The sequence below is a fragment of the Dehalobacter sp. TBBPA1 genome, assembly GCF_040931655.1.
Taxonomy (GTDB): Bacteria; Bacillota; Desulfitobacteriia; order Desulfitobacteriales; family Syntrophobotulaceae; genus Dehalobacter; species Dehalobacter restrictus.
This window is the reverse complement of sequence record NZ_CP162385.1, coordinates 1,259,440-1,280,415: the sequence shown is the minus strand read 5'-3', so window position 1 is coordinate 1,280,415 and position 20,976 is coordinate 1,259,440. Positions and strand designations below refer to the sequence as shown.

At 42.1% G+C, this 20,976-nt stretch carries 21 protein-coding genes; 3 read left to right on the top strand and 18 right to left on the bottom strand.

What is annotated here, in order from left to right; genetic code table 11:
• Nucleotides 1–200 precede the first annotated feature (200 nt).
• From AB3489_RS06410 to AB3489_RS06370, 9 genes are all read right to left on the bottom strand, one after another.
• Nucleotides 201–1,988: an NADH-dependent [FeFe] hydrogenase, group A6 gene (locus AB3489_RS06410; RefSeq protein ID WP_368294389.1), complete on the bottom strand. Its 1,788-nt coding sequence runs from the start codon at nt 1,986–1,988 to the stop codon at nt 201–203.
• Between the two features lie 9 nt (nt 1,989–1,997).
• On the bottom strand, nt 1,998–5,084 hold the full coding sequence (gene nuoF / locus AB3489_RS06405; RefSeq protein ID WP_368294388.1) for an NADH-quinone oxidoreductase subunit NuoF: 3,087 nt from the start codon (nt 5,082–5,084) through the stop codon (nt 1,998–2,000).
• A gap of 27 nt (nt 5,085–5,111) precedes the next feature.
• Complete coding sequence (gene nuoE / locus AB3489_RS06400) at nt 5,112–5,621, bottom strand: NADH-quinone oxidoreductase subunit NuoE (protein WP_368294387.1); 510 nt, start codon at nt 5,619–5,621, stop codon at nt 5,112–5,114.
• Between the two features lie 544 nt (nt 5,622–6,165).
• The gene (locus AB3489_RS06395; RefSeq protein ID WP_368294386.1) at nt 6,166–7,419 is read right to left on the bottom strand and encodes a glutamate-5-semialdehyde dehydrogenase; all 1,254 of its coding nucleotides are present in this window, start codon (nt 7,417–7,419) and stop codon (nt 6,166–6,168) included.
• A gap of 135 nt (nt 7,420–7,554) precedes the next feature.
• Nucleotides 7,555–8,670 carry a glutamate 5-kinase gene (gene proB / locus AB3489_RS06390; RefSeq protein ID WP_368294385.1) on the bottom strand — a complete coding sequence of 372 codons (1,116 nt, stop codon included), beginning with the start codon at nt 8,668–8,670 and terminating at the stop codon, nt 7,555–7,557.
• Complete coding sequence (proC, locus tag AB3489_RS06385) at nt 8,671–9,498, bottom strand: pyrroline-5-carboxylate reductase (RefSeq protein WP_368294384.1); 828 nt, start codon at nt 9,496–9,498, stop codon at nt 8,671–8,673. It lies immediately after the preceding gene.
• Between the two features lie 495 nt (nt 9,499–9,993).
• Nucleotides 9,994–10,845: an undecaprenyl-diphosphate phosphatase gene (locus AB3489_RS06380; protein WP_368294383.1), complete on the bottom strand. Its 852-nt coding sequence runs from the start codon at nt 10,843–10,845 to the stop codon at nt 9,994–9,996.
• A 780-nt stretch (nt 10,846–11,625) separates the two neighbouring features.
• Nucleotides 11,626–12,060, bottom strand: a complete 435-nt coding sequence (gene arr / locus AB3489_RS06375; RefSeq protein WP_368294382.1) for an NAD(+)--rifampin ADP-ribosyltransferase — start codon at nt 12,058–12,060, stop codon at nt 11,626–11,628.
• A gap of 58 nt (nt 12,061–12,118) precedes the next feature.
• A complete protein-coding gene (locus AB3489_RS06370; protein ID WP_368294381.1) occupies nt 12,119–12,523 on the bottom strand; it encodes a hypothetical protein in 405 nt (134 codons plus the stop codon).
• 200 nt (nt 12,524–12,723) lie between these two features.
• Here AB3489_RS06370 and AB3489_RS06365 point away from each other — a divergent pair, with 200 nt between their 5' ends.
• A complete protein-coding gene (locus tag AB3489_RS06365) occupies nt 12,724–13,287 on the top strand; it encodes a DUF4352 domain-containing protein (protein ID WP_019225917.1) in 564 nt (187 codons plus the stop codon).
• A 139-nt stretch (nt 13,288–13,426) separates the two neighbouring features.
• Here AB3489_RS06365 and AB3489_RS06360 read toward each other — a convergent pair whose 3' ends face one another.
• The 6 genes from AB3489_RS06360 to AB3489_RS06335 all read right to left on the bottom strand — a co-directional run bounded on the left by AB3489_RS06360 (nt 13,427) and on the right by AB3489_RS06335 (nt 16,930).
• The gene (locus AB3489_RS06360; protein ID WP_368294380.1) at nt 13,427–14,146 is read right to left on the bottom strand and encodes a DUF169 domain-containing protein; all 720 of its coding nucleotides are present in this window, start codon (nt 14,144–14,146) and stop codon (nt 13,427–13,429) included.
• 155 nt (nt 14,147–14,301) lie between these two features.
• The gene (locus AB3489_RS06355) at nt 14,302–14,625 is read right to left on the bottom strand and encodes a DUF2867 domain-containing protein (RefSeq protein WP_368294379.1); all 324 of its coding nucleotides are present in this window, start codon (nt 14,623–14,625) and stop codon (nt 14,302–14,304) included.
• A gap of 92 nt (nt 14,626–14,717) precedes the next feature.
• On the bottom strand, nt 14,718–14,897 hold the full coding sequence (locus AB3489_RS06350; protein WP_368294378.1) for a PIN domain-containing protein: 180 nt from the start codon (nt 14,895–14,897) through the stop codon (nt 14,718–14,720).
• Nucleotides 14,881–15,156 (bottom strand): AbrB/MazE/SpoVT family DNA-binding domain-containing protein, encoded by a 276-nt coding sequence (locus AB3489_RS06345; protein ID WP_019225914.1) that lies wholly within the window; start codon nt 15,154–15,156, stop codon nt 14,881–14,883. The genes AB3489_RS06350 and AB3489_RS06345 overlap by 17 nt, the downstream gene beginning before the upstream one ends.
• A 152-nt stretch (nt 15,157–15,308) precedes the next feature.
• Nucleotides 15,309–16,025 (bottom strand): hypothetical protein, encoded by a 717-nt coding sequence (locus tag AB3489_RS06340; protein WP_368294377.1) that lies wholly within the window; start codon nt 16,023–16,025, stop codon nt 15,309–15,311.
• 584 nt (nt 16,026–16,609) lie between these two features.
• The gene (locus tag AB3489_RS06335; protein ID WP_368294376.1) at nt 16,610–16,930 is read right to left on the bottom strand and encodes a hypothetical protein; all 321 of its coding nucleotides are present in this window, start codon (nt 16,928–16,930) and stop codon (nt 16,610–16,612) included.
• 448 nt (nt 16,931–17,378) lie between these two features.
• On the opposite strand from AB3489_RS06335, the gene AB3489_RS06330 reads away from it, so the two are divergent.
• Nucleotides 17,379–17,858, top strand: a complete 480-nt coding sequence (locus AB3489_RS06330) for an RNA polymerase sigma factor (protein ID WP_368294375.1) — start codon at nt 17,379–17,381, stop codon at nt 17,856–17,858.
• On the top strand, nt 17,859–18,479 hold the full coding sequence (locus AB3489_RS06325; protein WP_368294374.1) for an anti-sigma factor: 621 nt from the start codon (nt 17,859–17,861) through the stop codon (nt 18,477–18,479). It abuts the gene before it with no gap.
• 604 nt (nt 18,480–19,083) lie between these two features.
• Here the strand turns inward: AB3489_RS06325 and AB3489_RS06320 are convergent.
• From AB3489_RS06320 to AB3489_RS06310, 3 genes are all read right to left on the bottom strand, one after another.
• Nucleotides 19,084–19,671, bottom strand: coding sequence for a sugar O-acetyltransferase (locus AB3489_RS06320; RefSeq protein ID WP_368293884.1), 588 nt, complete (start codon nt 19,669–19,671; stop codon nt 19,084–19,086).
• Between the two features lie 438 nt (nt 19,672–20,109).
• On the bottom strand, nt 20,110–20,274 hold the full coding sequence (locus AB3489_RS06315) for a hypothetical protein (protein WP_368294373.1): 165 nt from the start codon (nt 20,272–20,274) through the stop codon (nt 20,110–20,112).
• A gap of 192 nt (nt 20,275–20,466) precedes the next feature.
• On the bottom strand, nt 20,467–20,667 hold the full coding sequence (locus AB3489_RS06310; RefSeq protein WP_368294372.1) for a phage integrase N-terminal SAM-like domain-containing protein: 201 nt from the start codon (nt 20,665–20,667) through the stop codon (nt 20,467–20,469).
• Between the last annotated feature and the right edge of the window lie 309 nt (nt 20,668–20,976).

The window sequence follows — 20,976 nt, the reverse complement described above, 5'->3', positions numbered from 1 at the left end:
GCTGCACTGTTTCCTTGGGAATTAATACTACAACATTCGGAAAGAAAAAGAAAGAGCCTAAGCATTCTACGCATTAGGCTCTTTCTTGACGAGGTGTTTTCTAGGGAAGTTGCATCCTCGCACGAAATAATTTTGTGCAAGAATGCAATAATTTGAAGAAATCAGTAAAAATATTGAGAAATCTGGTTGTGATAGCAAGATTACGACTTGCAGAGATATTCGTTAAATTTGCCGCGCTGCGTATAATACGTGTGCAGCAGTTCATGCGACTTATGGCCATTGGGTTCTTTCAGGAACTCGGCATACAGTTTCATGACATCCTCATTCTCATGAGATTTCCTGAGCTGTTTGCCTTCATCTTCCTTATAAATAGCCTGGAGACGTTTCTGACGAATCTCCGGTGTGGTCGGTCTGGGCTGGCCGCCGCCGCTGATGCAGCCGCCGGGGCATCCCATCACTTCGATAAAGTGATAGGGGGATTCACCTTTGGCAATTTGGTCCAGAAGGATCTTCGCTCCTGCCAGACCACTGGTTACAGCAACTTTTACCGTAACTCCATCGAGGAACTTATAAGCCTCAACAGGATTCTCGATGATCACATCCGCTGTCTTAATCTGTTCCAGGCCAACGATCGGAGTAACATGGAGCTTATCAAACGGCAGTTCCCGTCCCGTAACCACTTCGTAAACCGTACGCAGGGCAGCTTCCATAACACCGCCGGTAACACCGAAGATATCGGCAGCACCGGAGGAAAGACCCAGCGGATTGTCAAATTTGCTGTCTTTGAGGTTTACAAAATCAATGCCGGCTTCCTTAATCATCTTGGCAAGTTCTCTGGTCGTCAGTACGGCATCGACATTCGGTACGCCATTGTTCTGCATTTCCGGTCTGGAAATTTCGAACTTCTTGGCCGTACAGGGCATGATCGATACAACATACATGTCCTTCGGATCCACTTCGATCTTGTCGGCATAATAGGACTTCGCCAGTGCCCCAAGCATGGTATGCGGGGATTTACAGGTCGAGAGATGGTCAAGTTCTTCCGGATAGGCATGCTCAACATATTTGATCCAGCCCGGGCTGCAGCTTGTAATCATCGGCAGGGTAGCCTGGCCGCCGGTCAGCGCATTTTTCACCCTGGTCAAGAATTCGGTGCCTTCTTCCATAATGGTCAGGTCAGCCGTAAAGTTGGTGTCGAACACATCGTCGAAGCCAAGTTCTCTCAAAGCAGAAGCGAGTTTGCCGGTAACGAGTGTTCCAGGTTCCAGCCCGAACTCTTCACCGATTGCAGCCCTAATCGCAGGGGCAACCTGAACAACAACGCGTTTATTGGAATCATTGATCGCCTGCCAGACATCCTGGATCGCATCGGTTTCCTTCAGCGCGCCTACCGGGCAGACCACCGTACACTGTCCGCAGTAAGCACAGTTTACGGAATTAATTGGCAGATCCATAGCCGGACCGACAACCGTCTTAAATCCGCGGTTTTGTGCATTCAGAATACCAACCTGCTGAATTTCGTTGCAGACAGTGATACATCTGCGGCAAAGAATGCATTTGGACATATCCCGGGTAATGGAAGGGGATTTGTCGATGCAGCCGGCTGAACGTTTTCCTTCAAAACGGGCTTCACTGACGCCGAGCATATTACCCATTTCCTGCAGCTCGCAGCTTTGATTGCGTTCGCAGTTTAGGCAGTCTTTCGGATGGTCGGACAGAATCAGTTCATAAAGGACTTTTCGGGCCTTACGGACTTTTTCGGTGTTGGTTTTGACAACCATTCCTTCTCTGACCGTAACCATGCAGGAAGGCTGAAGGCTCTTGGCCCCTTCGACTTCAACAACGCACAGTCTGCAGGAACCAAACTTATGAACGCCTTCCAAATAGCACAAGTTAGGAATATGAATATTGTTCTGTTTCGCGGCTTCCAGGATAGTCGCGCCCTCCAAAGCGGAAACACTTTTGTTATTAATTCTTAAATTTACCATGCCTTTACCCTACCTCCTGTCACAGCGTAAACAGCGCATAGATTCTGCAATTGCATTGAGCTTGTGGTACCCTTGAGCCACCTCGCAGAAGCAGTCTTTTCTCTTTTCAGGGTCAAGAACTTCCATTGGGAATCTGGCATGCTCAACGAGTTCGTCCTGATCTGCCGGCGCAGGAATTTCGATCTTTTCGCCTTTATTCAGCACGCCTTTGCCGCCCAGGTAGAGGTCAATGGAAGATGCCGCCTTCTTACCGTCCGCAATTGCCGTGATCGCGACATCGGAACCTCTGGCAACGTCACCGCCGGCAAATACGCCATCCATCGTGGTCATCAAGGTGTCTTTATCCGTAATAAAAGTTCCCCAGTCTGTTAATTCAACATCATCCATTCCGACAAACGGCAGATCCGAAGACTGGCTGACCGCCGGGATGACCATATCGACCTTCAGGGTGAAATTGGATCCTTCTTCAATTTTTGGTTTTCTTCTGCCGGCAGAATCAAAGCCGCTCACCTTCATTCTGACGCATTCAATTGCTTCGATTTTGTCTTTGCCAATAAAACGGGTCGGGGCAACCAGCGGAATAATTTCAATGCCTTCTTCAATCATATCGCAGATTTCTCTGGCATCAGCAGGCATATCTTGAATAGTTCTTCTATACAAAACATTGACCTTCTTAGCGCCTAATCTTAAAGCCGTTCTGGCTGCATCAATCGCAGTATTGCCGCCGCCGATAATCGCTACGGTTTCACCGATCTTCACATCCTGTCCGAGGTTCACATTGCGCAGGAAATTCAAGCCGTGAACAACCCCCTCGAGGTCTTCGCCTGGGATATTGATCTTGTTGGACAGCTGGGTTCCTGTTGCAATATAAATGGAATGATGTTTTTTGCGCAGCCCGGCGAAGCTGACGTCATTGCCTACTTCGGTATTCAGATGGATCTTGACGCCGACTTGCTCAATCAGTTTGATTTCATGCTTGAGCACGTCTTTGGGCAGCCTGTATTCCGGAATACCAAATGCAAGTAGGCCTCCGGCCACAGGCGCTGCTTCATAAACATCAACCTCATAGCCGAGTCTTGCCAGGTAATAGCCGCAAGTCAAGCCTGAAGGACCTGCGCCGATAATGCCGACGCTCTTGCCGTTTTTCGGGAAGACAATGTCTTTCGTGGATTCTTCTTCATGCTTGAACGCATAATCCGCCACGAACCGTTTCAGATCGGAAATCGAGATCGCTTCGTCCAGCTGCGCCCTGCGGCATTTGCTTTCGCACGGGTGCGTGCAAATTCTTCCGCAAATAGCCGGAAACGGATTTTCCTGTCTGATAAGGTTGTAAGCATCGATATATCTTCCTGCCGAGATCAAGCCCATATATCCAGGTACATTGACGCTTGCCGGACAGGCATTCTCACACGGCGAAAGGAACAAATCCGAACATACGCCGGCGCGGCAGTATTTGTTCTTGATATGCTCTTCGTATTCGTCACGGAAATACCGGATGGTACTTAAGACCGGATTGGGAGCCGTCTGACCCAAGCCGCACATGGCGGTTTCTTTGATCTGAGCGCCGAGCTCTTCGAGAAGTTCAATATCGCCTTCCTGGCCTTCTCCCTTAGTAATGCGTTCCAGGATCTCGAGCATTCTCTTGGTTCCCACACGGCAAGGAACGCATTTTCCGCAGGACTCATCCTGGATGAAATCCATGAAGTACCTGGCGGTATCGACCATACAGGTATCCTCATTCATGACGACCAGTCCGCCGGATCCCATAATGGCACCGATTTTGCAGATATTTTCATAATCCATCGGCGTATTCAGATATTCCTTCGTGATACAGCCGCCTGAAGGGCCGCCGGCTTGGGCAGCCTTGAAGTTTTTACCTCCGGGAATGCCCCCGCCAATATTGAACAAAATATTGCCAAGGCTCATGCCCATCGGGACTTCGACGATACCGGTATTGACGATATCTCCGGCCAGTGCGAAGACCTTGGTGCCTTTGCTCTTTTCAGTGCCAAACTGCGAATACCAGTGCGAACCCTTCAGAATAATCGGAGGAATGCAGGCAAGGGTTTCTACGTTGTTGATAATGGTCGGTTTGCCAAACAAGCCGCGTTCGAACGGGAACGGTGGTTTTTGTTTGGGTTCTCCGCGTTTGCCTTCGATCGAAGCCATCAAGGATGTTTCTTCACCGCAGACAAAAGCGCCTGCGCCAATCCGGATTTCCAGGTTAAACTCAAAATCCGAACCAAACAGTTTCGCTCCGAGCAGGCCGCACTCGCGGGCTTCTTCAATCGCGGCACCCAGACGTTCAACGGCAATCGGATACTCCGCCCGGATATAGACATAGCCCATGCTTGCACCAATCGCATAACCACCGAGCATCATCCCTTCAATGACACTGTGCGGGTCACCTTCGATGACGCTTCTGTCCATGAACGCACCAGGGTCTCCTTCGTCAGCATTGCAGACCATGAATTTTTGATCGCTCGTTGATTTCATTCCAGCTTCCCATTTGATGCCTGTAGGGAACCCGGCACCGCCGCGGCCTCTGATGCCGGACTTTTTAACTTCATCGACAACATCCTGCTGCTTCATGCCAGCTACAGCTTTGGCAATCGCATAATAACCGTCTTTGGCTATATAAGCGTCAATCGAAGCGTATTCGATCTGTCCGCAATTTCTGAGCGCAATTTTGACCTGGTCTTTGAAAAAATCAATATCCTTAATATTTGGAACGTGTTTGCCAAGCGTCTGATCGTAGAATGTATACTTTTCCAGCACCGTACCGTTGATAATGTGGGATTTTACGATCTCGGCCATTTTTTCGGGATTAACATCCGTATAAAAAGTCTCATCAGGCAGAATAAGAAGGACAGGACCGACAGCACAAGTTCCCATACAGCCTGTCTCACTAACTGCAACCTTGTCCTGAAGCTCGTATTCTTCCAGATATTTCACAAGCGCAGCGGATACTTCACCACAGTTGGAGGATACACAACCTGCGCCTCCGCATACAAGGATTTGATAATTATACTTGGACAGTTTTTCACTGTATTCCTTTTTAATTTGATCCAAATCAGCAACACGATTGATTTTCATGCGCTTTATTTCACCTCCAGCCCTACCCTAATTTCTATATTTATTCAGGATACTATCAAGCTTATCCGGGTTAACCTGCTTATACACGACATCGTCGATCATCATCGCCGGAGCTAGTCCACAGGCACCGATACAACGGGCTACCTCAAAAGTGAAGAGCCTGTCTTTCGTTGTTCCGCCAACTTCTATGTCCAGGATCTGTTCCAGACGGTCGATAATTTTCTTGCCACCCCTTACGTAGCAAGCCGTACCAAGGCAAACACGGATAATGTGCTTTCCTCTGGGCTGAGTCGAAAAGAAAGAGTAAAAAGTAACAACGCCCGATACCTCCGACAAAGGCATGTTCATGCTTTCTGCAATAAATCTCTGGATTTTCAGAGGCAAATATCCATAAATATTCTGAGCCATATGAAGAACTTGAATCAGGCTTCCTTCTCTATTCTTGTATTTTTCTAATACTTCAGCAATCATGTCCAATTTTTGTTGGTCAGCTTCTTCGCTACAGCAACATTGACAATTCTCAACTTTGTTGCTCATTGTTTACCTCCTTAGGTACCTATTCGTGTTCAAATTCGCAATCAGTGTCCAAAAAAAAAGAATTCCTCCCTACATTTCTTAATATATCAAAAAACACTAAACTTTTTTGATATACCAAAAAACTTCGTTACTTTTTGGCCTTTGTCCCAACAATCACAAACCCAAAAACAAAAAATATCGCCCCCCTGTCATTGAAACTTATCTATGGTATAACACAAACTGTGCTGACCCTCCAATGGAATCGTTCAAGGTCTCATACCTTTTACGTACGGATCATCAAAACGGGTAAAAAGAAATCTCCCAAAGCCGTCCCGGTACAGTAAAAAGTATGCAGCGATAACACAAATATGTAAAAAACAACCGTCAATATTTATTTCATAATCCTAAATATCCATCAGAATAAATATAAGATATCCCTTGAAAAATTATAGCACCCGCTAGATTTGACCGCAACACAAAGATACACGAAGAAACCTATAAGCATTCATACCAGAACTTGGAGTATCTATATATATTCCCCTAAATTTGGTCTGCGTCATGGATGCTATTCCACAATATGGCCGTTTCCATAAACAATATATTTGATGGTCGTCAGTTCCGGCAAAGCCATCGGACCGCGAGCATGCAGCTTTTGCGTGCTAATGCCAATTTCAGCGCCAAAACCGAACCTTCCGCCATCGGTAAAACGCGTTGAAGCATTGACATAAACCGCAGCCGCATCGATTTCATTTAAAAAACGCTGAGAGGCCGTGTAGTTTTCGGTAATGATCGTCTCAGAATGCTTCGTGCTATACGTATAAATATGATCCAGCGCTTCGTCAATACTGTTGACAACCTTAACGCTGATGATCAAATCAAGGTACTCCGTCGACCAATCTTCTTCCGTTGCCGGAACAGCATAATCCAAAATCTTTCTGACTCTATCACAGCCGCGGATCTCAACACCGTACGCTTTAAACTTTTTTCCAATCATCGGCAGGTACTCTTCCGCCACCGCCTCATGAACGAGCAAGGTTTCCAGCGCATTGCAGACGCCGGGTTTCTGGGTTTTGGCGTTAAAGACTACCGATACTGCCTTTTCATAATCAGCATCGAGATCAACATAAGCATGACAGACCCCTGTACCGGTCTCAATCACCGGAACGGTGGAATTTTCAACCACTGTCCGGATCAGTCCCGCCCCGCCCCGCGGAATGATCACATCGATATATTTATTCATGCGCATCAGCTGTAGGGCATACGCTCTATCCGTCTTCGGTATAAGCTGAATCGCACCTTCCGGAATTCCATTCTGTTCAGCGGCTTCAGCGATCACCCTGGCCAGTACTTTATTGCTTTCAATCGCTTCCGAGCCTCCGCGTAAGATGCAGGCATTGCCGGATTTTAAACACAGCACCGCTGCGTCCACCGTCACATTCGGCCGGGCTTCATAAATCATCGCCACGACACCGAGCGGAACCATCGTCTTCTGAATAACCAGACCGTTTGGCCTTTTCCACAGTTCTCCGCCGCCGACAGGATCGGGCAGCCCGACCACTTCCTTGATCGCATTGCTGATATCTGCAATCCCGGCGCTGGTAAGGCGGAGACGGTTGATTAAGCTTTTCTTGAGGCCCTTTTCCTCCGCTGCCGTAATATCCAGCACATTGGCTTCCAGAATTGCGTCCTGATTGTCAAGAAGTGCCTGGGCCATTGCCAACAGTGCTTTATTTTTTGTCTCCGTACCCGTAAAAGCTAATTTGCGTGCCGCATTTTTGGCCCGTTGGCCAATCATGATAAGATCTTCAGCAAAATCCATGATTCAACAACCTCCTGTCAATCTCCCGTACATTCTATTCAATATCTCTTTTATTCAATATCTCATATATTTAATTACATTGCTATCCAAGATTATTCTTTTGCCGACGCCCAATGAATCATTTGACTTTCTTGATCAGTATTCCTGCGTAATCGTCAGGTTATCCCTGTGAACCAGTTCCTCTGCTTTAATTTCCGGAATCAGTCTGCGTATCTCCTCGGAGTGGAATCCTTTGACTTTTTCAGTTTCTTCACTGCTGAATTCGGTAATACCACGGGCAATTTCTTCTCCGCGGTTATTCACAATTTTAATCAGATCTTTGCGCTCCCAAAATCCTTCGATCCCGGTTACTCCGGAAGCGAGCAGGCTCTTGCCGTCATGAAGCAGGGCCTTTTCGGCACCAGCATCAATAATAACCGTGCCCATCGATAACGCTGCATAAGCCATCCAGCGTTTTTTTCCATTAAGCTTATGCTTCAACGGTGGGAAATAGGTCCCTAATGGGTAGTTTCCTTCGACAATGTCTTTGATCTGGGCAATTCTTGACGCATTCATTAGAAAGGTCGGCGTCCCGAACCGTGTTGCCATTTCAGCAGCCTTTAATTTGGTGACCATGCCTCCGGTCCCAACCGCAGACCCTGTGCCGTCGGCCAGATTTTTAGCCTCTGCCACATTCTCTACTTTCGGAATCAGTACAGCCTCCCGGTTATTCACTGGATTGGCTGTAAACAAACCGTCGACGTCCGTAAGAAGGACCAATAGATCTGCGTTGATCATTCCTGCCACCAGCGCGGATAACCTGTCATTATCCCCGAAACATAATTCTTCGAAGACCACGGTATCATTTTCATTGATGATCGGAACAACTCCGAAGTTCAGCAGTTTTTCCAAGGTATTCTTGGCATTCCGGTAATGTTCGGCTTCAACCAAGTCGATCCGGGAAAGAAGGACCTGGGCACAGCTCATGCCATATTTCTCAAAATAGTACGAATACCTTTCAATCAATAATCCCTGCCCAACAGCCGCCGTGGCCTGCTTGCCGACAATATCCTTCGGACGTTCCTTCAGCTTCATCTTGGCCATCCCGGCAGCAACAGCGCCGGAGGTAACCAGGATGCAGTCTGTTCCCTGCTTTTTCAGTTCAGCAATGACCCCGGCCAGTTGATCGATGACCGTTTCATCAATGCCGCCTTCCGCGAGGCTTAAGCTGTTGCTGCCTATTTTTAAAACCGCCCTTTTCAGGGTATTCATTCAAACATACTCTCCTTCCATCTCCTCAGCCCGTTTAGCACACGCCTCCATAGCCTGATAGACGATATCTGCCAGCCCGTCTTGCCGGAAGCTCTCCAGCGCCGCGTAGGTTGTTCCGTTCGGCGATGTAACAGCTTCTCTTAATTCCAGCGAGGTTTTGCCGCTCTCCGCAAGCATTTTCCCTGCGCCAACCATGGTTTCTGCAGCCAGAAATTCAGCTTCGTCCCTCGTCAGGCCAAGCTTTTCACCGGCCAGAGCCATCAGTTCCGTTAAGAAATAGAAATAGGCCGGGCCACTGCCGCTGACGGCAGTCAATGCATTCATTTTGCTATCGTCAATCCACAGGAATTTTCCCAAAACAGCAAAGATAGCCTCAGCCGTTTTCGCCTGTCCGTCCGTGACACAGCGTCCTCTGGCCAATCCGGATACAGCCTGCAGAACCGCACTGGACGTGTTGGGCATGACCCTGATCACGGCAATGCCCGGAAGCGCCTGCTCGTAAACAGACAGCCCTATTCCTGCTACTACCGTAATAATAAGCTTTCCTGTAAGATTGAACTGAGCGAGCTGGTCAAGAAGACCTTTGATATCTTTAGGCTTTACCGCCAGAAATATAACATCTGATCCCTGAATAGTTTCTGCAAAAGAAGCGCTCGCAACACCATACGTTTGGGCCAGGAGTTCCGCTTTCTCCTGAAATACATCATAGGCCATGATCCGGAAATCCGTGTCCTGCTGAGATAACCCCTTAATCACGGACGAAGCCAGATTTCCTGTTCCAATAAATCCGATTGTCTGCATGTTAATACACCCCATCCTATTCATCATTTTTTCAATCGTATTTTGCCAACTATTTGCTGATCCTTCAGTAAACTGATTCTAGCGGAATTACAAATCAGTCTACGCGTAAATATTATTGTTCAGTGAAAAAACTTTCCGCAAAAAAATAAATACTTCTTTGTCCATCTAAGGACGAAAGAAGTATATCTTCCGCGGTACCACCTTAATTGCGAATACGCCGCTTCAAGCTCAGATAACGGTGAGACAGCCGTAGGATTATTCATCTCACTTCACAACTGGGTTTCTGTTAACTATCAAGAGAACTTCCAGCTTTGTACACACGTGTACGCAGTTCCCCTCTCTGTATGACCCATTAACATACTGGGTTGATCATCAGCTTTAATTTTCCAATTCCTATTTATTCTAGCACAAAAAATACCCGGAAACAACTTGAATGTTCGATGATGAATATCCCCAAAATACTGGCCGGATATTTGGTTGTCTGATAGATTTCAGGATGATCTTCGGATAAAACAAGCTGATTTAGAATAAACCGGCTAATCCAGCTGCCAGCACGAACACGGCAAATATCATTCTGTAGATTGCAAAAATCCGCATCGGTTTTCTTTGTAAATATGAAATAAATTTCTGGATGACGATGACTGCAACAAGGAAGGATACAATGAAGCCGACAGCCAAAGACAATATTTCCTGTGAAGTCAGAATAGCGAGACCGCCAATCTTAACAACCTTCAGCAGACTCATCCCAATCATCACCGGAATCGCCAGGAAGAATGAAAATTCCGTGGCGGCCACCGTCGGCAGCCCGGCTACCCACCCGCCGATAATCGTCGATGCTGAACGGGACATCCCCGGAATAACGGCCAAACATTGAAATAAGCCGATCATAACCGCCTGTCTTGGAGAAACATTCAAGTCCCGGTCCCGTCCAACCGGTGCCTTTGTTCTAAGCTTATTCTCGGCGTAGATCATTAAGATTGCGCCGAGGAAAAGCGTTATCGCCACGGGAATCGGGGAAAACAGGTATTTTTCCGCGGTATTGTCAAACAGAATCCCGATCGTGGCGCCCGGAATGCACGCCAGCACAATCATCAGCCAGAATTTCAGTCCGGATTCCTGGTAGCCGACCCTTGACGGGAAGAAATCCACCAACGTCTGTTTGATCTTCTTCCAATAGAGTACAATGACCGCCAAAATCGCTCCAAGCTGAATGACATACGTATACATTTCCACATAATGCGGATTGGTACCCTGAAAGTTGATTAAATTTTGAAAAATAATCAAATGGCCTGTCGATGAGACCGGCAGGAACTCCGTGATCCCTTCCACGATGCCTAAAATAATGGATTGAAGAATAAATTGAATGGTTGCCATATGGTCTCCTTATCTGTGATCTTGATCTATGTATTCCCTTTTTTCTTACCTGGTCTATTTTGGCACTTATACAGGCTGTCTGTCAACCTTAGGTTATAAAACTCCTTTAACTCACCTTTGCAAGCCGGCTCGCGTCTTTATTGCATTTTTCCTTCACCGCCGGATCAAGTCTGGCCACACTTTTTGGTTTGCCGGTTTTTATGACGGTTATATAATCCACAGAAGGAGGAGAGCCTGGTAGTAGGTTAAATTCGTCAGCGCTGACGAATTTGAGCTGCCATTTTGATTCTCGCCTTTTTGGTAGCTTTAATTACAGGATACGTAGACGGGCTTCGGATGGTGAAGGCTTGAGTATAACCTATCAAAATCTCCTTCCAAAATTGGGGAGCTGGAGGTCACTTTTTTTGCGCCAGGATGGCGCGGCCCTTGCAATCAATTTCATTTAACGCTTATTTAACTTGTCTAGCGAATAAATTTATCTTGTCAGGTTTTATATTCTATGGTATCATTAGGTTTTATGAAGGGGGTGTGCATTTGAACAAGAAACAAATTAATATAATTGAAGAAATTCTCGCTTCAGTTGGGCTTGAATCTTTAAAAGCTTCTGAGTCAAAGAATGTCCTCAAAAAAATCTCCTAAAAAGGGGCGTGATGAAAAATGATGCTAATTTCATATAGCCAAACCTTAAGTGAGTGAAAACGAGTTCCTGATTAAAAATTAAGGAGCTCGTTTTTTTATTATGTTACTCTGAAAGGAAAAAGAAAGGTTAGTATCACGCAGTCAATCGTTGATTGCCTCGATTCCGAGCCGTTTAAGCTTGTCAAGGTGATCTCGCATGTTTTTGAGCTCCTCCGTAGAGTGCCCCTTCCAGTCCAAAACCTCGCCCATTACTCGTAGTGGGTGTTGGGTTCGATAGGACCTCGTTGGATTCCCCGGAAACTTCTTGTCCGTCAGATTAGGATCATCCTCGATGGGACCTGTGGGCTCTACCCGATAGATTCGACCGGGTCCGTCGCCCACTGCCAGTTCCGCTCCCCACGTTGCCGCATCCAATGTCGCAGTCAGATAGACGTAGTTGGCCTTCTTTCTCTCGCCATAATTAGAGCTATTGCCAGGTTCCAGCATGTCTCTCTCCTTCAGGTCGGCTTTTGTGCCGTGGTAGAAAGGTCCGTGATCCAATGTTTTAGACGGTGTCCGCTCGTTCTTCATATTCATTTCCTATCCTTACCTCCCCGTGGGAAACAGGTTGTTTCCATTACCCACTCCTCGAATATCATAATTCATTGGTAAATAACTTTACACGATTGTTATTGCAACCTCTTTTACTAATTTCATCTGTTATGAATGTTTTTGAAATATACATTGCTTTTATCATGTTCTTGAAGCGGGTGTGATGAGAGGTACCCTCTGCAAATTTTAGCTGTGCTTTTTCACATTTGCTGATAATTGAACATACAGGTCGTAGTGCTTCTATCAATTCTTCTATTGTATATTTGTCCATAACATTGTCATCTGTTATCAATGATTTTGAAATACACAATGCATTTATCCTGTTCTTAAGAAGTGTGTACTGAGAGGTACCCTCAACAAATTTAGGCTGTATTTTTTCACATCTACTGATAGCTGAAGAAACAATTTGTAGAGCTTCTTCTAATTCTTCACTTGTATATTTGTCCATAGTATTGTACCTCAACATTATTTTCAAAGATAAACTGCTTAGCTAATAATATTCATATATTTTTCTATAACCAGCTTATTTAGAATAATTACAAAATGCTTTGCATTATTTAGGCTGGAACCAAGATATATTGTTTCTGAATCAAAAAGAATGTTTTGAGGAATAATAAATATTACAAATTAACGTTAGGGGGCAATATAATGGTAAATAAATCCATCTATAGGCGATGGTGGTTTTGGCTATTATGTATCATAGTAATTATCATACTTGTCCAAGCATGTAGTGGCGGTCAGTCTACCCCTGCTCCAACTCCCGCTCCAAATTCGTCTACCCCTCAAACTTCCACTCCCCAGGAATATAAGCTAAATGATGAGGTTAAGGCAGGAAATATTGGGTATTCTGCAAGCGAGGTAAAAAGGAGCACTAAAATCGGGCAAAATGAATATTTGCAAAAAACAACCGAAAATGAATATTTACTAATAAAAGTAAAGGTATCAAACAATGATAAAGAGACTCGTACCATTGATACTAGTTTATTTAAGTTAAAAGATGCTGAAGGCAAAGAATATTCTGCTATGGCTGAAGCAGACATGTATGTAAACGCCGATAATAGTTTCTTTCTAGCCCAGGTAAACCCGGGAACAAGCAAAAGTGGATATATTGTATTTGAAATTCCTAAAAACCTAAAAGGTTTAAAATTACAAGTTTCAAGTGGTTTAGGATGGTCTGGTGGACAGTACCAGATAATAAACCTCGGTCAATAGGCTTGGAAAAGTATGCCCGGTTCCGCATGGTCTGTCGCTTAACGTTCCGTGAATTGCCGACGCATTCCGACTTGATGCATCTTTACTAAGTGTTGGCAATTCGCTGTTATATACGTGCGGCAAATCTAATCATTCAAATCTATTCTATCCTTGACATAATCTTGAGCCATGTTTCTTTGGTTAAAAAACTCTCTTCAACTTGCTCTTCTAACTCTAAAAAGCGTTTATATGGAATGCTGAATGAAAGAATGTCTTTGTCGATATGATTTCGTGCGGAAGGGTCCGTTAGTCCGATAATACACTTTGGATCCTCCTTCTCAGCTTGCTCTAGTGCATATAGTACAGACTGCTGACAGCCAGAACCAAAGTCTACTTTAACGTTGTCTTGAGTTGGTTTATCGTAATTGGCGAACCACATCAGTGCTGAAAATTGATCTGCATTAGCTAGGAATATAATAATTTCTGGTGTTTCATCTTCAGTCAATTCCGATAACGGTTTAAAAATTATATACTTTGCGGGTACAACTTCAGGTAACCCAGTTGCGAATTTCGCTGCTAACTCCGGGTTCTTCTTATAAAATTCTCCTTCTCTACCACCGGGAACACCAGTTGATAAGAAATGTTCAATAAAACCTAATTGAAAACGATTGAAGCCAAGTCCAACTTTACCACCAGGACAATTCGTAGTCTTTTCTTCAAATACCGCCACTCTTCCTTTAGCTGCAGCATTTAACATGGAAATAACACAACCCCGTTTCCCTTCTTGGAACTGCATTGCATCCTCGGGTTTAACATTTGAACGGAATACTGCAACTGGCTGAGTTTTTAACTTTATTGAATCAGCAATTTTACTTTTCATAACACCACTCCTAATTTCATTATACTCTGATTCTCAGCATGTCATGGGAGTTTATATAATGGAATATAGCATTCATCTATTCTATGTTTCGACAACGGCGTGTTATACGTCGTACGGCAAATATTGCATGCAAACACCTTCCAGGAATTTCATTATCAAAGCCTCTTTAGCAATGATTTCGCAATAATACGGTGAAATGGTTTAACCGGAAAGAAATAAATTTTTCCCCATACATTATGGTAGCTAACAATTGTCGTCAGAAATATGGCTGTACCTTGCTCAATTTCCTTTTTCATCACTGCTGTTTTGAAAAATAAATGTTTATCATCTTCAGCCATCACAATTTCATTCTCATTTCGTTCTATTACTTTAAATAAAATAGCTTTTGAATTAATCGGATAATAATCAGCTATATGAACATCTTTGTTTCTCCCTGTTTTTAGGCCGAACCGCCCTACAAGAAAATTTCTAAATTGCATAATCCCCCTTATCCCTTATATCAGGATAGTTTGCGGAATTAATATCAGCAGGTGTGTAAACTAGCTCAAATGCAACCTTACTCAAAAACTTATCAAGCAAATGACTTTTCTCTTCTAAATTTCTTTTTAAAAATCTCATTAAGTTCTTCAATAATATGTGAACAGAGTACAAGGGTGTAAGCTTCCGTTACACTTTGAATTACTATAGTGAGCTGAGATTTTGGGAAAAGAATAGCCGAAATAAGCACATTGGTATCAATCATGATTCTCATATTTCTTCTCCCAAATCTCTTTTCTTATATCTTTAACTAAGTTATTAACATCATCTTCAGAATAAATACCCTGCTTTTCAGCTACCCCTTGCATTCCTTCTTGTATTTCTTTCAATGCTATCATGGAGGAATTAGCAAAGACTATCTTATCGCCTTCTTCAATGAAGATAACTTTATCCCCTTCTTTTAAGTTGAGTTTCTTCCTTATTCCTATTGGTATTGTAATTTGTCCTTTTGAGGTTATCCTAGCAAGTTCCATTACAATCACTCCATTCCTTACTTTCCTTACTTCTTATTATACCACATATTATGCGTTATCAAGTTGGTCGCCCCCAGATTCAGAAGTCGCCAGGACGGCGACTCCACCAATTCTTGCAAACTAACGTAATTACCATTGCCGAGAGGACTTTATTAGATTATTAATTCCTTTAACCTAACTTTTTCTAAGCCACATTCTGATGCTAAAGAATTAGTCGTTTGTACTATTTCTTTGTTAATAAATTCAACTAATATTTCCATAAGATTATCTCGATTAAGATTTTTCATATCAATTACGTCTCCTGGCAAATGTATTCGATTTCGCAACTTTCGATAACCATCAATTATGCTCCTCATATCATCAGTTAAATTAAGGCATCTATTATATTCTTCTTTATTAAGTAATAAATCAAAATTAATGCTTTGTTCCATCAATCCTACCAAAACATTTCTTTGTCCATTAAAACGATATCCATCAATATTAAAATATTCATCTTTGAGTATTGGTCTTCTTTTCTGCTCTTTTGATAGTCCTTTAAATGTAATATCGTGCGAATTTATATTATGTATAATATAGTTCGATTTAAGCAATCGTGCTTTTAAGTGAAGTTCAAATCCTATCCCCATTTTCAAGTTTTCAATATTTATATACTGTGACCGTTTACGAATAGTTGGACATAATGCAAATATGTCTTCTTGTCTTCTTTGTGATTCCATTTTTAACTCATGATATTGTGACAATAATATTGTATCTTGGAATGCAAAGTAAGCTTCTCTATTAAGACTAATAACCACGCCATTTCTGTTTAAGTCATCTTTATACACCAGATGACTATACTGAAACACATCACTTCCTGCTAATCCGTTCATACGAGCTTCTTCATAAGTTATGAACATATTATTATATAAAATCCTTTCAATAAGATTAGCGTTTACAACCCGCGCCAGGACGGCGCGGCCTTTGCGACCAAATTCATTTAATGTTCAACCGTTCCCGAAGCGTCTTATACATTCATCTAGACAAAGTTTTGGGAACGGTGTGTTATGTAAAGTCGCGCGCCCCCAGACTTGGAGGCCGACAGGACGTCGGCCCCTTTAATACAACTCAAGTACTTTACTTAATAAAAAAGGTCTTAGAAACACTCATAATTATTCCAATAATCAATATTATTGTTGGAGTAAATGTGAAAAAGATTAACTTCTTAATCTTTATATATTCATTTAAAATTAAAGACTTTATAGCTAATAACAATATCATTATTGATAATATCATTGTTCCATTAACAATCAATAAAGAGGAAAATAAATCAAATAATTGGGTAGCTTGTGATATTTCTTTTATAAAGCTGATATATTATTTATAATTGTAGCACTATTTACATTAATTAACACCGAAATTAACACCGATATTTTTCCTCTTTTTCTTTTCGCATCATACCCAAGCAATATTATTTCTAATCCCTAGTCTTATTTGGATTAGGTTTCTTTATTGTCCAAGTTGTCATGAAATCTGGATTGACTACAACTTCGCCTGTAGATCTGAATCTATATTCACCTGGAGGTGCTTCCTTAATTGCCGAAATATTCGGCGGCAATTTATATTCTTTTTCTGAATTAGATAATTGAATTACAATCCCTTCGGAATCATTAATCCTCAAGATATCCCCATGCAATTGAACCTGCTCAATAAAGTTTTCTTCGTGATCTAAATACGCAATACCAACAATAATATGTTTGTTGATAAAACTACTTACCAATGTTTGATCGATTTTCAAAACTCCACACCCTTTTATTGAATTTTAAAAAATAATATAAATCAGCGGCTCCCTAACCTCGACCTCATACGATGCTTAAATTCTAAACAAATAGGGAGTATGTCAGATAACGTTCCCGGGATTTACGCAGCGTCATGCTACATTCATATTGTCAAAGTTGCGTAAATCCCGTGTTATGTGATGGATGGCGCCTTCCTGTTCAAAGGCCAACAGGACGTTGGCCCCTATAAATAGCCAGAAAAAGTTACACCTCTCTTGCTGCATAATATATAAATCCAGCGTGGCAACTGTAGTGGTAAGATATAATTAATAATATAACTGTTCATTCAGGATTATTTATAACCTTTATTTAGCTGTTTGCTTAGACAGACAGATTTTTAAAAATTGAAATTATTGTGTAACGAAACACTGCGTTATCGGATATATGTTTTGAAGGAGGTGATATTGCATGTTCGACATAGATGACATTTATCAGGAATATGCAGAAACCGTCTTTAAGTTTCTGATCATTCTTTGCAACGATGAGAATACTGCGGAAGAGCTCACGCAGGAGACCTTTTACCGGGCAATAAAATCAGCTAATCGATATGACGGTACATGTAAAGTTTCGACATGGCTTTGCCAAATTGCCAAACATCTGTGGTATCAAGAAATTGATAAAAGAAACCGCAAAGAAACATCTATGCTTGATGACAATATTATTTCCAACAAATTTAATCCGGAGGCAGAATTATGTCTGATAGAAGACAAAATGCAACTTATCAAAGCAGTACATATTCTTGATGAAACTGCCAAGGAAATCGTTCTCTTACGCATCACAGGCGCATTTTCTTTTAGAGAAATTGGGGAAGTATTCAACAAAAATGAAAACTGGGCAAGAGTCTCTTTTTACCGTGCCAAACAAAAAATTATGAAAGGAAGATTGTAAATGAAATGCGAAATTATAAAAGACCTGTTACCAAGCTATATTGATGGTTTGACCAGCCCTGAAAGCAATCTGGAAATTAAAGAACATCTTAATCATTGTCCTCAGTGCAAGGAAATTTTTGAGCAAATGAAGGCAGAGGTCAGGGTAGAGCATACCGAATACAACAAAGAAAAAATCAAACCATTTAAAAAGCTGAATAGAAAAGTTTTAAAAGCAGTTCTAATCACCTTGACAGTCTGTGCCTTGGCGGTAGTATCTTATTTCTATTTCTTTGCATTTGGCTGGAGAGTAAACTCCAATGATATAAACATCGCATATGCTTATAAAGATGACAAGATTTTATTTGAATTTGAACTGACAGATGGCAGAGTCCTTAATTCTTGGAGTCGTCTGGACGCGGATAACATTGATGTTAAAACTATTACGTTTACGGAATGTTTCAGTAGTATCTTGGATGACAGAGGTGAACATCCTGGCAAGTTTTCATATGGCATACACTGTACCACTTATAATGGCAATAAAGTACAATTTGCTGAGGATGATTGCGTTATCTTACAATTTAAGGACAAAACAGAAACTTTCTATTTGAGGGAGATAGCTAAAGAATTAAATATAATGTAATCGCCATTTATAGGAAGAATCTGTACTTTAGACTAAGTATAATACTGTCATATTTAAATTTTCCGCCAAGACGGCGCGGCCTTTGCGACCAATTTCATTTAACGGTTCGTGAATTCCCGAAGTCTGGTTATTACTCTCGCATGTTTTCTCAGATTTCGGGAATTCACTGTTATCTGCTGCCCGTCGGAATGACTTGCAAAATGCGAAACATTCATTCTGCCAAAGCAAACCGACACGTGCATATTTCTTAAATAAAAACCTCAAGGCCCAAACACATCGAAGCTTACACTTTGCCACCCAAATTCGTCACCAGTGACGAATTTAACATATCCAAATTACGCACTGGTGCGGAATTTGACCTACTCCCAGATGCTCATCCTTCTTGTGATTCCGAAAACTCTCTCATAACCTCTGTAAAGACTTCAACCTGCTTAAAATCATATCGTTTACTTTCATATCTTTCTCCTCCGTTTCTACCGTTTCGCCTAACGTCCTGAGCACTCCCGCAGCGTCTTATAACATTCATCTAGTCTAAGTTGCGGGAGTGCTCTGTTATACGAAGCCGAACGCCCCCAAATTCTGAGGACGCCAGGACGGCGGCCCCTCAATAACAATTGTCTTTATGTAATCTATCTGTGTCTAAAATTATTCGTATTACCTTACATGGATTACCAACCGCAATAGAGTTAGATAGAATATTTTTTGTTACTACGCTTCCAGAACCTATTACTACATTATCACCAATAGTAACTCCCGGATTAACGATTGCTCCTCCACCGATCCAAACATTATTGCCTATAACTATCGGTAAAGCATATTCAAAACCTTCGTTACGTACCTCAAAATTTATAGGATGCCCTGCTGTAAAAAGGTTAACATTTGGTCCGAACAAAACATTATCGCCAATTAAAACCTTGGCACAATCTAAGATAGTACAATTATAGTTCGAGTAGAAATTCTCTCCTATGTAAATGTTATAGCCATAGTCACAGTGGAACGGTGGCTCAATAAAAAAATTATCCCTTACCTTACCAAACAAACTCCTGATAATATCATCTCGCTTTTCGATTTCATCTGGGTGTAAGGAGTTAAATTGGTATAGAGCTCTCTTTGCAGTTTGTCGTTCTCTGAAAAGCTCTTCATCATTAGCCTTATATAGCTCTCCATTTATCATTTTTACTTTCTCATCCATAGCTATTCCCTTCCACTATTTGATCAGATATTATCAATCTTACTATTGGAAAATAGCTATGATATTATTCCATTAACCGCGCCAGGACGGCGCGCCATTGCGTTCGGTTTCGTAGAACGTCTCACGTGTTTGCGACGCGTCCCAACCACATTCATATTGACAAAGTGTCGAAAACACGCTGTTAGACGATGGACCATGCCGCCAGATTCAGAGACGATCACGGACGGGAGTCCCTTCAACGTTCCTCTTGAATCTGTACTACATAAAATAAGAAAAATATGCCATATAAATCGCTTAAGATAATGCTCATAATTTTCTTCTTTCTCTGTTATATAAATTATCTTTGTTTCACATTTATCTACAAGGTTGCATTCATTTAAAAAGATGATTAATCCAACCCATATGAATATTATGTAATATATTTAAGTCAGTTTACGCTTATTTATTGCATATATCTTCAATTGCTGAAATAATAAAATACCCCATAGTAGCTACTGATAAAATGACTCCTAAATATCCTTCAAGATTCAAAAATGCACCTAAATAAATACCAATAAAACCTACTAAAAAAGTTACTATCAAAGCTTTAACAGACTTCCTCACATTATCCCTTCCTTTATCCTACGTATTTATAATAATTCAATCATTTATTCTTCTTTTACAATCCGCGGATGGATGCGCGGTCTCTCGCATGGTCTTTCGTATAACGACATAGTATTGTATCTGAAGTTGAGCGGGCTTCCTCATAATTGTATCTAAAAACATCGTCCTCAATATTCCAGTTTCTTTGCAAAGTTATCTCAGGGAACTGTAAACATTTTTTACGTATGAATTGCTAACATTCCTTTTGATTAAATGGTGAAGATATTCTTTGATTTCTGTTTCTCCCATTTTTAACGGTGTTTTTGCATAGTGATTTGCAAATTGTTCTACGTTTCTAAGATAAGTTCTCTGTGTACTTGGACTTAACCCCTTGAGTTCTAAGTCCATTTTCATTTTGTTTCGTAACTCTGACATTCCTATCACCCTTTACAGTTTTTGGTTATTATTTCCTGCAAGGGAGATAAGTATTTCTTTTTTTGAATTCTGATTTCTGAAGCTACCGCGCAGCGGTTTTGTTCAACGTTTCGCGTATTGCCGACGCGACCTAACCACATGCATCTTTGCCAAGTGTCGGCAATACGCTGTTCTACGACGTATTGTGCCCCCAGATTCAGACAGCGCCATGGACGGCGCGGCCTTGGACTTCAGCACCACTAGGCATAAATAATCTAATCTTTCGCTTGAATAATTCAGTTATGTCAT

What these genes read in the sequence shown, in the direction of transcription:
- AB3489_RS06345 (WP_019225914.1), bottom strand. Translation starts at nt 15,156, where the DNA reads ATGGAACTTGCTAGGATAACCTCAAAAGGACAAATTACAATACCAATA.
- proC (WP_368294384.1), bottom strand. Translation starts at nt 9,498, where the DNA reads ATGATGAATAGGATGGGGTGTATTAACATGCAGACAATCGGATTTATT.
- AB3489_RS06340 (WP_368294377.1), bottom strand. Translation starts at nt 16,025, where the DNA reads ATGAACGGATTAGCAGGAAGTGATGTGTTTCAGTATAGTCATCTGGTG.
- AB3489_RS06320 (WP_368293884.1), bottom strand. Translation starts at nt 19,671, where the DNA reads ATGGATGAGAAAGTAAAAATGATAAATGGAGAGCTATATAAGGCTAAT.
- AB3489_RS06395 (WP_368294386.1), bottom strand. Translation starts at nt 7,419, where the DNA reads ATGGATTTTGCTGAAGATCTTATCATGATTGGCCAACGGGCCAAAAAT.
- AB3489_RS06355 (WP_368294379.1), bottom strand. Translation starts at nt 14,625, where the DNA reads ATGCAATTTAGAAATTTTCTTGTAGGGCGGTTCGGCCTAAAAACAGGG.
- AB3489_RS06360 (WP_368294380.1), bottom strand. Translation starts at nt 14,146, where the DNA reads ATGAAAAGTAAAATTGCTGATTCAATAAAGTTAAAAACTCAGCCAGTT.
- AB3489_RS06365 (WP_019225917.1), top strand. Translation starts at nt 12,724, where the DNA reads ATGGTAAATAAATCCATCTATAGGCGATGGTGGTTTTGGCTATTATGT.
- AB3489_RS06325 (WP_368294374.1), top strand. Translation starts at nt 17,859, where the DNA reads ATGAAATGCGAAATTATAAAAGACCTGTTACCAAGCTATATTGATGGT.
- AB3489_RS06350 (WP_368294378.1), bottom strand. Translation starts at nt 14,897, where the DNA reads ATGAGAATCATGATTGATACCAATGTGCTTATTTCGGCTATTCTTTTC.
- AB3489_RS06380 (WP_368294383.1), bottom strand. Translation starts at nt 10,845, where the DNA reads ATGGCAACCATTCAATTTATTCTTCAATCCATTATTTTAGGCATCGTG.
- nuoE (WP_368294387.1), bottom strand. Translation starts at nt 5,621, where the DNA reads ATGAGCAACAAAGTTGAGAATTGTCAATGTTGCTGTAGCGAAGAAGCT.
- arr (WP_368294382.1), bottom strand. Translation starts at nt 12,060, where the DNA reads ATGAATATGAAGAACGAGCGGACACCGTCTAAAACATTGGATCACGGA.
- proB (WP_368294385.1), bottom strand. Translation starts at nt 8,670, where the DNA reads ATGAATACCCTGAAAAGGGCGGTTTTAAAAATAGGCAGCAACAGCTTA.
- AB3489_RS06410 (WP_368294389.1), bottom strand. Translation starts at nt 1,988, where the DNA reads ATGGTAAATTTAAGAATTAATAACAAAAGTGTTTCCGCTTTGGAGGGC.
- AB3489_RS06330 (WP_368294375.1), top strand. Translation starts at nt 17,379, where the DNA reads ATGTTCGACATAGATGACATTTATCAGGAATATGCAGAAACCGTCTTT.
- nuoF (WP_368294388.1), bottom strand. Translation starts at nt 5,084, where the DNA reads ATGAAAATCAATCGTGTTGCTGATTTGGATCAAATTAAAAAGGAATAC.
- AB3489_RS06370 (WP_368294381.1), bottom strand. Translation starts at nt 12,523, where the DNA reads ATGGACAAATATACAAGTGAAGAATTAGAAGAAGCTCTACAAATTGTT.
- AB3489_RS06310 (WP_368294372.1), bottom strand. Translation starts at nt 20,667, where the DNA reads ATGAAAATGGACTTAGAACTCAAGGGGTTAAGTCCAAGTACACAGAGA.